General features: G+C 73.5%; 11 protein-coding genes. 9 read left to right on the forward strand and 2 right to left on the reverse strand.

Annotation, left to right across the window (positions count from 1 at the left end; genetic code table 11):
- Positions 1-73 precede the first annotated feature (73 nt).
- The 9 genes from bioB (at position 74) to mug (ending at position 9,631) form a co-directional block, all read left to right on the forward strand.
- On the forward strand, positions 74-1,273 hold the full coding sequence (gene bioB, locus DTL70_RS01915; RefSeq protein ID WP_114020063.1) for a biotin synthase BioB: 1,200 nt from the start codon (positions 74-76) through the stop codon (positions 1,271-1,273).
- Positions 1,266-2,612, forward strand: coding sequence for an adenosylmethionine--8-amino-7-oxononanoate transaminase (locus DTL70_RS01920; protein ID WP_114020064.1), 1,347 nt, complete (start codon positions 1,266-1,268; stop codon positions 2,610-2,612). Before bioB ends, DTL70_RS01920 begins: the two co-directional genes overlap by 8 nt.
- A 29-nt stretch (positions 2,613-2,641) precedes the next feature.
- Positions 2,642-3,343 carry a dethiobiotin synthase gene (gene bioD / locus DTL70_RS01925; RefSeq protein WP_114020065.1) on the forward strand — a complete coding sequence of 234 codons (702 nt, stop codon included), beginning with the start codon at positions 2,642-2,644 and terminating at the stop codon, positions 3,341-3,343.
- A 98-nt stretch (positions 3,344-3,441) separates the two neighbouring features.
- The gene (locus DTL70_RS01930; protein ID WP_114020066.1) at positions 3,442-3,894 is read left to right on the forward strand and encodes a GNAT family N-acetyltransferase; all 453 of its coding nucleotides are present in this window, start codon (positions 3,442-3,444) and stop codon (positions 3,892-3,894) included.
- A gap of 246 nt (positions 3,895-4,140) precedes the next feature.
- A complete protein-coding gene (locus tag DTL70_RS01935; protein ID WP_114020067.1) occupies positions 4,141-5,502 on the forward strand; it encodes a hemolysin family protein in 1,362 nt (453 codons plus the stop codon).
- Entirely contained in the window at positions 5,499-6,509 is a 1,011-nt protein-coding gene (locus tag DTL70_RS01940) for a hemolysin family protein (RefSeq protein WP_114020068.1), read from the forward strand. Before DTL70_RS01935 ends, DTL70_RS01940 begins: the two co-directional genes overlap by 4 nt.
- Positions 6,510-6,605: 96 nt before the next feature.
- Complete coding sequence (locus DTL70_RS01945) at positions 6,606-7,403, forward strand: SGNH/GDSL hydrolase family protein (RefSeq protein ID WP_114020069.1); 798 nt, start codon at positions 6,606-6,608, stop codon at positions 7,401-7,403.
- A gap of 210 nt (positions 7,404-7,613) precedes the next feature.
- Positions 7,614-9,053 carry an adenylosuccinate lyase gene (purB, locus tag DTL70_RS01950; RefSeq protein WP_114020070.1) on the forward strand — a complete coding sequence of 480 codons (1,440 nt, stop codon included), beginning with the start codon at positions 7,614-7,616 and terminating at the stop codon, positions 9,051-9,053.
- A 65-nt stretch (positions 9,054-9,118) separates the two neighbouring features.
- Positions 9,119-9,631 (forward strand): G/U mismatch-specific DNA glycosylase, encoded by a 513-nt coding sequence (mug, locus tag DTL70_RS01955; RefSeq protein ID WP_425470299.1) that lies wholly within the window; start codon positions 9,119-9,121, stop codon positions 9,629-9,631.
- Positions 9,632-9,726: 95 nt separating this feature from the next.
- Here the strand turns inward: mug and DTL70_RS01960 are convergent, their stop codons facing one another.
- Positions 9,727-11,349 carry an FAD-dependent monooxygenase gene (locus DTL70_RS01960; protein ID WP_181860736.1) on the reverse strand — a complete coding sequence of 541 codons (1,623 nt, stop codon included), beginning with the start codon at positions 11,347-11,349 and terminating at the stop codon, positions 9,727-9,729.
- Between the two features lie 20 nt (positions 11,350-11,369).
- On the reverse strand, positions 11,370-12,254 hold the full coding sequence (locus tag DTL70_RS01965) for an NAD(P)-dependent oxidoreductase (RefSeq protein WP_114020073.1): 885 nt from the start codon (positions 12,252-12,254) through the stop codon (positions 11,370-11,372).
- Between the last annotated feature and the right edge of the window lie 11 nt (positions 12,255-12,265).

A 12,265-nucleotide genomic window follows, 5' to 3' on the forward strand; every position in this document is an offset into this window, starting at 1 on the left:
CCACAGCTCGGACGAGCAGTCTTGTGGACTTCCTCCATACCCCGGTGCGGTGCCGTCGGCCAGGATCATGCTCATGGACGACCTGCTGAACGCACTGGCGGACAAGGGCGTGCGGGGCGAGACGCCCACGCGTGACGAGGCACTGGCGGTGCTGCGGACAAGCGATGACGACCTGCTCGACGTGGTCGCGGCGGCCGGGAAGGTGCGCCGCCGGTGGTTCGGGCGGCGAGTGAAACTCAACTACCTGGTGAACCTGAAGTCGGGGCTGTGCCCCGAGGACTGCTCCTACTGCTCACAGCGGCTGGGTTCGCGAACGGGCATCCTCAAGTACTCCTGGCTGCAGCCCGACGAGGCCGCCGAGGCCGCGGCGGCGGGCGTGCGCGGCGGAGCCAAGCGGGTCTGCGTCGTGGCGAGCGGACGCGGGCCGTCCGACCGCGACGTCTCCCGGGTCTCGGAGACGATCGAGGCCATCAAGGAGCGCAACGCGCAGGTGGAGGTGTGCGCCTGCCTCGGGCTGCTGGCCGACGGACAGGCCGAGCGGCTTCGCCGGGCGGGCGCCGACGCCTACAACCACAACCTCAACACCTCCGAGGCCACCTACGGGGACATCTGCACCACGCACACCTACGAGGACCGGGTCTCCACCGTCGAACGGGCGCGGGGCGCGGGACTCTCGCCGTGCTCGGGGCTGATCGCGGGCATGGGCGAGTCGGACGAGGACCTCGTCGACGTGGTCTTCTCGCTGCGGGACCTGGACGCGGACTCGGTGCCCGTCAACTTCCTGCTGCCGTTCGAGGGCACGCCGCTGGCCGACGAGTGGAACATGACACCGCAGCGGGCGCTGCGCATTCTGGCCATGGTGCGTTTCGTCTGCCCCGACGTGGAGGTACGCCTCGCGGCCGGGCGCGAGGTGCACCTGCGGTCGCTCCAGCCGCTGGCGCTGTACCTGGCCAACTCCCTCTTCCTGGGCGACTACCTCACCAGCGAGGGGCAGGCCGGGAAGGCCGACCTGGAGATGATCCGGGACGCGGGATTCGTGGTGGAGGACGCCGCGACGACGACACTGCCAGGGCACAGGCGCGGGCAGCGTGCGGACGACGGAGGCGGTGCGGACGGTCCGGACGGGGTGAACGAGGCGGACGGCGCGGGCGCGGTGTCGGCCGGGAGCCGCGCGGGCGGGGCGGACGCGGTGGCCGACCGGCCCGCACGCCCGCACGAGCGGGTGGCGGTGCGGCGGCGCGGCGCGGGGACGGAGCTGCCGCCCAATGCCTGAGCGGGCCACCACGGCAGCGCGCGGCGACAGGCGCGCCCCCGCACCCCTGGCGCCCACCGAGCTGCTGGCGCTCGACCGGCGGCACGTGTGGCACCCCTACGCCCCGATGCCCGGCACCGCCGAGCCGCTCGTCGTGGAGTCGGCCTCCGGCGTGCGACTGCGGCTGGCGCGGGAGGCGTACGGGCGGCGGGAGCTGATCGACGGCATGTCGTCCTGGTGGTCGGCCGTCCACGGCTACAACCACCCGGTGCTGAACGAGGCGGCCCGCGGGCAACTCGGCCGGATGAGCCATGTGATGTTCGGCGGTCTCACGCACGAGCCCGCCGTGCGGCTGGCGGAGCGGCTGGCCCGCCTCACCCCCGGCGACCTGGAACACGTGTTCCTGTCCGATTCCGGATCGGTCGCCGTCGAGGTCGCGGTCAAGATGTGCCTCCAGCACTGGCGCTCCCTGGGCATGCCGGGCAAGCGGCGGCTGATGACGTGGCGCGGCGGCTACCACGGCGACACCTGGCAGCCGATGTCGGTGTGCGACCCGGAGGGCGGGATGCACCACCTGTGGTCGGGCGCGCTGCCCGTTCAGGTGTTCGCCGAAGCACCGCCCCCCGGCTTCGACGCCGCACCCGACGAGGAATACCTCGCGCGGCTGCGGGAGTTGGTGGGACGGCACGCGCACGAACTGGCCGCCGTCATCGTCGAGCCGGTCGTCCAGGGCGCCGGCGGCATGCGCTTCCACTCCCCCGCCTACGTCCGCGCGCTGCGCGAGGCCTGCGACGAGCACGACGTCCTGCTCGTACTCGACGAGATCGCCACGGGCTTCGGCCGCACGGGCGCGCTGTTCGCGGCCGAACACGCCGGGGTGGTGCCGGACGTGATGTGCGTCGGCAAGGCGTTGACCGGCGGCTACCTGTCCATGGCGGCGACCGTGTGCACCCCGCGTGTGGCGGAGGGGATCGCACGCGGCTCGGTGCCGGTGCTGGCACACGGCCCGACGTTCATGGGCAATCCCCTGGCGTCCGCCATCGCAGGGGCCTCCCTCGACCTGCTGCTGTCGCAGGACTGGCGGGCCCGGGTGCGCCGGGTCGGCGACGGGCTGCGTACCGGGCTCGCGGAGGCGGCCGGGGTGCCGGGCGTGCGGGAGGTGAGCGTGCTGGGGGCCATCGGTGTCGTCCGGCTCGACCACGAGGTGGACCTCGCCGCCGCCACCCGCGCCGCCGTACGGGCCGGGGTGTGGCTGCGGCCGTTCCGCGACATGGTGTACGCCATGCCGCCGTACGTCACCGCTGACGAGGACGTCGCACGGATCGCCGCCGCCATGTGCGCGGTGGCGCGCGAAGCGTGAGAGCGGAGAACAGAAGGGCTGGACGGACGATGCGTGGTGTGCTCTGTGTCTCGGGGGCAGGGACGGAGATCGGCAAGACGGTGACCACCGCGGCGGTGGCGGCGTGCGCCCTGCGCGCGGGACGGTCGGTGGCCGTGCTCAAACCCGCGCAGACCGGGGTGGCACCCGAAGAGCCCGGGGACGTGGCCGAGGTCGGGCGCCTCGTGGGAGACAACCGGATCACCGGAGTCGAGTTGGCGCGCTATCCGGACCCGTTGGCCCCGCAGACCGCCGCCCGGCGTGCGGGCATGGCGTGCCTGTCCGCGCGCCAGGTCGCGGACGCGGCGGAGAAACTGGCCGCCTCACACGATCTCGTGCTGGTGGAGGGCGCGGGCGGGCTGCTGGTGCGGTTCGACGAGGAGGGTTCGACGCTGGCGGACGTGGCCCGGCTGCTGGCCGCCCCGGTGCTCGTCGTCGTCCAGGCGGGGCTCGGCACGCTCAACACGGCCGCGCTGACGGCCGAGGCGCTGCGGACCCGGCAGGTGGCGGGGGCCGGCATGGTGATCGGCTCCCTGCCCGCCGACCCCGGGCCCGCCGAGCGCTGCAACGTGGCCGACCTCCCCCGCTACGCCGGCCTTCCGCTGGTGGGCGCCGTTCCCGAAGGGGCGGGCCGGCTGGCTCCCGAGCCCTTCCGCGCCGCCGCCCCCGGCTGGCTCGCCCCCTCGCTCGGAGGCTGCGGCCACCCGAGCTGAGCCGCCACCCTCGAACCGCCCCATCGCCCCACCACGCCGCCGTCCCACCAGGCAGAACGGCGTGGCGGTCGGCCGGCGGGCGTGGTGGTATCCGCCGCATGAGTGAACTGAGCATCCGCCCCGCGGGCGAGGGGGACATCGACCAGGTGCTGGCCTTCTGGCGCGAGGCGGCCGAGGGCACCAGCGTCAGCGACGACCGGGACGGCGTCACCCGGCTGATCGCCCGCGATCCCGAAGCCCTGCTGCTGGCGGAGCACGACGGACAACTCGTGGGCACGGTGATCGCCGGGTGTGGGGGCACCTCCCGGCCGGAGGCTGGGGGAGGTTGGCGGTGTTCCCTCTATCGGCTGGCCGTTCTGCCCTCCCACCGCCGCCGGGGCGTCTCCCGGGGGCTGCTGACGGCCGCGGAGGAACGGTTCGCCGCGCTCGGCGGCCGGCGCGGCGATGCCATGGTGTTGGACGACAACGAGCGGGCACACCGCGCCTGGGAGGCCGCGGGTTACGCTCCGCAACCCCTCTGGAGCCGCTGGGTGAAACCCCTCACCGGCTGACGAGCCCCGGGAAACGCCCCGGTCAGCGGGGGGAACCCGCGAGCCGTCCGGTCCGTTTACGATGGAAACACCGCCGGGCCCGCACGTGCGCAGGCCCGGCGCCGTCATCACAAGTGAAAGGTGTGAGCGTCCGCCCATGGGCGACCCTCCTAGTTGCATCCCCCCACATCTCGTGCGGCGGATGGCCTCACGACACCGCGCGTGCCCGCGCCTCCTGGCCCACCATGGGAAGGAGGTGAAGGAGCGTTGATGGAAGTCCTTCTGCTGCTCGTGGCGCTGCTGCTGGCGCTGGCCTGCGGTGGTTTCGTCGCGGCGGAGTTCTCCCTCACGACCGTCGAGCGCAGCGAACTGGAGCGAGCGGAGCAGCGTGGTGAGCGCGGCGCCAAGAGCGCGCTTGCGGCCGTGCGCTCCCTCACCTTCCAGCTCTCCGGCGCCCAGCTGGGCATCACCGTCACCAACCTGGTGGTCGGCATGCTCTCCGAGCCGTCCATCGCGGCGCTGATCTCCGGGCCGCTGCGTTCTCTGGGCGTGCCCTCCTCGGCGTCCTCGTCCGTCGCCCTGGTGCTCGGCACCGCCCTGTCCACCGTCGTGCTGATGGTGATCGGTGAGCTGGTGCCCAAGAACTGGGCGATCTCCAAACCGCTGCCGGTGGCCAAGCGGGTGGCGACGCCGCAGCGCGTCTTCTCCGCCGCGTTCCGCCCGCTGATCCGGCATCTGAACAACACCGCCAACCGCATCCTGCGGCGGATGGGCCTGGAGCCCACCGAGGAGCTGGCCTCGGCCCGCTCGCCGCAGGAGCTGGTGGCGCTGGCGCGGCACTCCGCGAAGGAGGGCGCGCTGGAGGAGGACACGGCCGATCTGTTCGTGCGCACCCTGCACCTGGCGGAGCTGACGGCGGAGAACGTCATGACGCCCCGCGTGCAGGTCACCTCGCTGGAGGTGGCCGCGACGGTGGAGGACGTCGCCAATGCGACCCGTGCCACCGGGCTGTCCCGCTTCCCCGTCTACCGGGGCAACCTGGACACCGTCGTCGGCATCGTCCGGATCAAGGACGTGCTGGCGGTGCCCGCCGAGCAGCGGCCGCGGCGCCCGGTGACCGAGCTGATGCGCGAGGCGCTGCTGGTGCCCGAGTCGCTGACGGTCGACCGGCTGCTGGACCAGCTCTCCGGCGGCGACCGCAGCATCGCGGTCGTCATCGACGAGTACGGCGGCACGGCAGGTGTCGTCACCCTGGAGGACATCATCGAGGAGGTCGTCGGCGAGGTCCGCGACGAGCACGACCCGCTGGAGACACCCGACCTGGCCCCGGCGGGAGAGGACGCCGAGGGCCGGCGGATCTACGACGCGGACGGCGCGGCCCGCACCGACCAGCTGGAGGCCATCGGGCTCCGCGCTCCGGAGGGCCCCTTCGAGACGCTGGCCGGCCTGATAGCCACCGAGCTGGGCCGGATCCCGGCCGCGGGCGACACGGCGACGGTCGCCGGCTGGCGGATCGAGGTGACGGACGCGTCGGGGCGGCGAGCGGCCCAGGTGCGGCTGCACAGCCCCAGGCCGGGTGAGGACCCCGCGCATGCGGACGACGACAAGCGGGCGGAGGCACGGCGATGACGGCGATCCAGCTCATCATCGGACTGCTGACGCTGGTGGTCAACGCGTTCTTCGTCGGCGCGGAGTTCGCCATGATCTCGGTGCGCCGCGCCCAGATCGAACCCTTGGCCGAGGACGGTGACAAGAAGGCACGCAAGGTGCTGTGGGGCCTGGAGCACGTGGCGCAGATGCTGGCCGCGGCCCAGCTCGGCATCACCTTGTGCACGCTGGTGCTGGGCGTGGTCGCCGAGCCCGCGATCGCACACCTGCTGGAGCCGGTGTTCCACGCGATGGGCGTGCCGGACGGGGTGGCGCACGGCGTCTCGTTCGTGATCGCCCTGTCGCTGGCGACGTACCTGCACATGCTGCTGGGCGAGATGGTGCCGAAGAACATCGCGCTGGCGGGGCCGGAGCGGGCCGCGCTGCTGCTGGGGCCGCCTCTGGTGGCGCTCTCGCGTGCGCTGCGCCCGGTGATCTTCGCGGTGAACTCGTTCGCGAACGGGCTGCTCAAGCTGATCCACGTGGAGCCCAAAAGCGAGGTCGAGGCGGCGTTCTCGGACGACGACCTGGCGCAGATGGTCGCCGACTCCAGCGAGGCCGGGCTGTTGGACGACCGCTCGACCGAGCGGCTGCGCGATGCCCTGGAGCTGGGCAGGCGGCCGGTCCGCGACGTGGCGCAACCGCTGCCGAAGGTGGTCATCGCGGGCCGGGGCGTGACGCCCGAGGGCCTGGAGCGGCTGTCGACCGAGTCCGGGTTCTCCCGCTTCCCCGTGGTCGACGACGACGGACGCGTGCTGGGCTATCTGCACGTCAAGGACGCGCTGGACGCCTCGCCGCGCGAGGCACCGTTCCCGCTGACCGCGATGCGGCCGATCGCCCGGGTGCGTGCCTCGCTGCCGCTGGACGACGTGCTGGGCGCGATGCGGTCCAGCGGTACGCACCTGGCGGCGGTGACGGGCCCGGACGGGCGCGCCACCGGCGTGGTGACGATGGAGGACGTCCTGCGGGAACTGGTCGGCCAGCCGTAGCCACCGCGAGGTGGTGCCCGTTGCCACCGCGAGGTGGTGCCCGTTGCCCCGAGGGCGAGAGTCGTTGCTCGGGGCAACGGGTTACCATGGGCGACCGTGACCAGCACAGCTCCCTCCCCTGCGGCGTCCTCGCAACCCGCCTCCCGCATCCGCTCGTTCGTGGCCCTGGGCGACTCGTTCACCGAGGGCATGTCGGACGTGCTGCCCGGCGGCGCCTACCGCGGCTGGGCCGACCTGCTGGCGGCCAGGCTGGCCGCCCTGGAGCCCGACTTCCGCTACGCCAACCTGGCCGTGCGCGGCAAGCTCATCGGCCAGATCACCGAGGACCAGGTCGACCCCGCGGTGGCCATGGGCGCCGATCTGGTGACGCTGGTGGGCGGGCTCAACGACGTGCTGCGGCCCCGCTGCGACACGGCACGGGTGTGTGCGCTGCTGGAGGAGGCCGTCGGCAAGCTGGCCCCGTCCTGCGGCACCCTGGTCCTGATGCGCAGCCCCGGCCGCAGCGGTCCCGTGCTGGAGCGGTACCGGGGCCGGATGGAGGAGCTGTTCGCCTTCATCGACGAGCTGGCAGAGCGGCACGGCGCCGTGGTCGTCGACCTGTTCGGGTCCCGGACGCTGTCCGACCCCCGGCTGTGGGCCGACGACCGGCTGCACCTGAGCGCCGAGGGGCACCGACGCGTCGCCGAGGCCGTCTGGCAGCGGCTCGGGCTGCCCGCCGAGGCGGACTGGGACGCGCCGCTGCCGCCCTCCCGGCCGCCGTCCTGGCCCACCCGCCGCCTGGCGGACCTGCGCTTCGCCCGCGTCCATCTGCTGCCCTGGATAGGCCGCCGGCTGACCGGCCGTTCCTCCGGCGACGGGCGCACCCCCAAGCGCCCCGATCTGCACCCCCTCTGAGCGGACAGGCGCCCCGCGGGGGCGCGGGGAACTGCGCGGCCGGCCACAGCGCACCGGCAGGCTGCGAGGCACGGACAGGGGCAGCGCAGCCCCCAGCCGGGCCCAGTCCCCAGCCAACCCCAGCCCTTAACCGGGCCCAGCCCCCAGCCTGCCCAGCTCCCAGCAGGTCAGCGGCAGGGCACCGCGCAGCGGCCCGTAGACTCGGGCGACGTGAGTGACAAGCCGCGCATCCCGAACGTCCTGGCATCCCGCTACGCCTCCCCCGAGCTGGTCCGCATCTGGTCCCCCGAGTCGAAGATCGTGCTGGAGCGGCGGCTGTGGCTCGCCGTGCTGAAGGCCCAGCGGGACCTGGGTGTCGCCGTGCCCGAGGAGGCCCTCGCCGACTACGAGCGGGTGCTGGAGACCGTGGACCTGGCCTCGATCGCGGAGCGCGAGAAGGTCACCCGGCACGACGTGAAGGCCCGCATCGAGGAGTTCAACGCGCTGGCCGGGCACGAGCACGTGCACAAGGGCATGACCTCCCGTGACCTGACGGAGAACGTCGAGCAGCTGCAGATCCGCCTCTCCCTCCAGCTGGTGCGGGACCGCACGGTGGCGGCGCTGAGCCGGCTCGGCGCGCTCGCGGGTGAGCACGCGGCGCTCGTGATGGCGGGCCGCTCGCACAACGTCGCCGCGCAGGCCACGACGCTGGGCAAGCGGTTCGCGACGTCCGCCGACGAGCTGCTGGTCGCCTTCGAACGGCTGGAGGAGCTGCTGCGCCGCTACCCGCTGCGCGGCATCAAGGGCCCGGTCGGTACCGCGCAGGACATGCTGGACCTGATGGGCGGCGGCGAAGAGGGCGCCGCGAAACTGGCCGACCTGGAGCGCAGGACCGCCGAGCACCTCGGCTTCGGGCGGGTCCTGACCTCCGTCGGCCAGGTGTACCCGCGTTCCCTGGACCACGAGGTGGTCAGCACCCTGGTGCAGCTGGGCGGCGCCCCCTCGTCGCTGGCCAAGACGATCCGGCTGATGGCGGGCCAGGAGCTGGTGACCGAGGGCTTCAAGGAGGGTCAGGTCGGCTCGTCGGCGATGCCGCACAAGATGAACACCCGTTCGTGTGAACGTGTGAACGGCCTGATGGTGATTCTGCGCGGCTACGCCTCCATGGCGGCCGAACTGGCGGGCGACCAGTGGAACGAGGGCGACGTCTCCTGCTCGGTGGTACGGCGCGTGGCACTGCCGGACGCGTTCTTCGCCTTCGACGGCATGGTGGAGACGTGTCTGACGGTGCTGGAGGAGTTCGGCGCCTTCCCCGCCGTGGTGGCGCGGGAGCTGGACCGCTACCTGCCGTTCCTGGCGACGACCAAGGTGCTGATGGGCGCCGTACGCGCCGGAGTGGGCCGCGAGGTCGCACACGAGGCCATCAAGGAGCACGCGGTGGCCTCCGCGCTGGCGATGCGCGAGGGCGCCGAGCACAACGAACTGCTGGAGAGGCTGGCGGCCGACGCCCGCATCCCGCTGGACCGCGCCGCGCTGGACGCGCTGATGGCCGACCGGCTCTCCTTCACCGGCGCAGCGGCGGCACAGACGGCCGAGGTCGTCGCGCGCGTCCAGGAGGTCGCCGCGCTGCACCCGGAGGCGGCCGCCTACCGGCCGGGGGCGATCCTCTGAGCCCGCGCTTCACCCAGGAGGAGCTGGAGGCCGCCCGCGGCACTCCCCCGGACTCCGTCCGGGAGGTGCCCCCAGTGCCCGACGTGGCGGCCGAAGGGCTGCGGGTGCTGTTCTGCGGCATCAACCCGGGGCTGCTCTCCGCGGCGACGGGGCACCACTTCGCCCGTCCTGGCAACAGGTTCTGGCCCGCGCTGCACGCCTCCGGCTTCACTCCGCGCCGGCTGCGCCCCCACGAGGAGCACGAGCTGCTCACCTACGGCCTGGGCATCACCAACGTGGTGGCCCGGGCCACGGCGCGCGCCGACGAGCTCTCCCCGGAGGAGTTCACCGAGGGCGGCAGGATGCTGGAGGAGAAGGTCGCCCGGCTGCGGCCCCACTGGCTGGCCGTCCTCGGCGTGACCGCCTACCGGGCCGCCTTCGACGAGCGCAAGGCCGCGATGGGCCCGCAGGAGCGGCTGATCGGCGGGGTGCCGGTGTGGGTGCTGCCCAATCCCAGCGGTCTGAACGCGCACTACACCCCTCCGGCGCTGGCCGCGGAGTTCGGCAGGCTGCGCCTGGTGGCCTCACCCGAGGACTGACACCCGGCGAACCGTCGGGCAGCGCGCCCGCGAACCGTCGTCGGGCAGCGCACCGGGAACGGTCCCCGGTGGCCGCGCGGCGCCGCGTTGGGGGGTCAGGTGGGCCGACGGGCGCTCCAGCGGTCCAGGTAGGCCGCCGGCGACCGGTGGTCGAGCTCCGGTACGCGCAGCGCGAGGTGCCCGTCGGGGCGGACGAGGAGCACGGTCCCCTCGGGGAGCGGGGCGTCAGGCTCCGCACGGAGGCTGACGCTGCGGTGCCGCAGCGGCAGCGCGTATGGGCGCGTCAGCTCACGCAGCCGCTCGGTGTGCCTCGCGTGGTGCTCAGCGCCGCCGATGTGCAGCAACGACCAGTGCTGGTAGGACAGCAGTCCGTGGAGGCCGCCGCCCTGGCCGCCGGCGAGCGGAAAGTCGGGGAGCCGGTCGCCGGGCCGGAGGCCGGTGCGGGCTCCCCTGCGGCCGGAGAGCCCGCTGTCGCGGTAGTGGCGGCCGAAGTCGCTCAGCAGCAGCGCTCCCCGCCGCGCCGCGCGCCGGTTGCGCAGTGCGGTCGGCAGGAACAGGCGAAGCGCCGTGAGCATGGCGCGCCCTGGGGGAAGTTCGAGCACGTTGCGCCGCATGGCGCGCATGACGTCGAGCGCGGTGCGGCGCTGCTCGCTGGTGTAGGTGTCGAGGAGGGCGTCGGGACACCAGCCGTGGTGGACGGCGGCGAGTTTCCAGCCCAGGTTGTGGGCGCCCAGCAGCCCGGTGTTGAGGCCGCGCCCCCCGATGGGCGCCCACAGGTGCGCGCTGTCCCCGGCGAGCAGAGCGCGCCCGCCGCGCAGCGTGGGCGCGATGCGGTCGTGGAACCTGGCGCGGTTGGCCCACCCGGGTTCGGTGGGCTCCAGGCGCACGGTCTCCTCTCCGGTGGCGGAGGCGACCAGCCTCGTCATTTCGGCCACGTCGGGCGGGCCCTCGACGGTGGGGTCGGGGTCGGGGCGGAAGGCGTAGAAGCGCGTGGCCCCGCCGGGCACCGGGTCGGTGATCAGCGTGATGCGGTGGTTGACGAAGATCCTGGTGCGGTGCGGGGTGCCCGGGTGGCTCCAGTCGGGGCGGGCGTTGAGTTGGAGGCACTGGAGTCCGGTCCGCTGCGTGCCGTCGAAGGTGAGGCCCAGGCTGCGGCGCACGAGGCTGTGGGAGCCCTCGCAGCCGACCACCCATCGCGCCTCCACCGTGCGGACGCGTCCGCCGGGGCCGCGCAGGTCGACGCCGACGCTGTCGTGTCCCGGGCGCAGCGCCACGGCTTCGCTGGACCACCGTACGTCGGGCCCGAGGTCCCGCAGGCGGGCGCGGAGCAGCCGTTCGATGTCGTCCTGCTCGATGGACACGGGGCAGGGGAACGCCGTGTGCGGCATGCTCAGCTCCTGCACTCCGGCCGGGCTTCCGCACACGTGGAACTCGCCGCACTCCAGGGGAAGTCCACGGTGTAGGAAGGCTTCCGCGCAGCCGAGGTCGCGCAGCGCTTCGAGGCCGCGTTGCCATACGACGCTGGCCCGTGCCTCGCGTTTGGTGCCGGGCGCCTTGTCGACGATCAGGACGTCGAGGGCGTACTGGCGCAGCGCGATCGCCAACGCGAGCCCGGTCGGCCCCGCGCCGACCACGACAGCGTCCCGGAGGTCGTGGCGCTCGCCGGCGCTCCCCTTGCGGTGCGGCACGGTCTCGTCCTGTGGCTCCCGGTGCGGCACAGCCCTGCTCCCGGAGGCGTTCACGCCGCCCCGCTTTCGCGGAGGAACTCGATCAGGCGGGCGAAGCTGTCCTCGCCGTGTCCCTCTGCGATGGCACGGTCGGTGAGGCGCCCGACCAGTTCGGGCAGTCCGGAGGTGACACCGCGCAGTGCGTCGGCGTGCTGGAGGATGCCCAGAGTCCGCTGGTGGAGCCGGAGGGTGAAGTCACCACCGGGGTAGCTGCCGCTGTCCACCTGTCCGGCGTAGGTGCGCAGGAACGCGTGGACGGTCGGCAGCCACTGCCCGGCCACGTCGGTGAAAGCGGTGGCCGCGACGTTGCCTCCGGGCCCGTCGGCACCGATGAGCGCGGCCCCGTGGAGCCACCCGGTGAGGGCGCCCCACAGCATGCTCAGGAGTGCGGTGTCGTAGACGGACGGGAGCGCGGGTTCGGTGCCCAGGTGCAGGGGTGTGCCGAGGGCGGAGAGCGGGTGGCGCACCGTGTCGAAGGTGGCGTGTGATCCGGCGTAGAGCTGGAGGGCTTCCGGCCTGCCGAGACCGGAGGTCGTGGTCATCAGCACTCCGTCCAGATAGGCGCTGCCGTGCCGGTCGGCCCAGGCGGCCGTTTCCCGGGCGTCCATGGGCGAGCCGGAGGTGAGGTTGACCAGGGTGCGGCCGCCCGCTGCCTCGGCCGCCCGGTCCAGGACCGCGCGTACCGCGTCGTGTCCGGCGAGGCAGAGCACGGTCAACGGGCTGGCTGCGACCGCCTCGGCCGCTGTGCAGGCCTCGGTTGCCCCCTTGGCGGTCAGTGCCTCGGCACGGCCGGGCGTACGGTTCCACACGGTCGTACGGTGCCCCCGGTCCAAGAACGCGTGCGCGAGCGTCGTGCCCATCGGCCCCAGGCCGAGGACCGTGACTGTGGCGCTCATGAATTCCCTCC

The sequence above is a fragment of the Streptomyces diacarni genome, from assembly GCF_003323715.1.
In the GTDB taxonomy this organism is placed as follows: domain Bacteria; phylum Actinomycetota; class Actinomycetes; order Streptomycetales; family Streptomycetaceae; genus Streptomyces; species Streptomyces diacarni.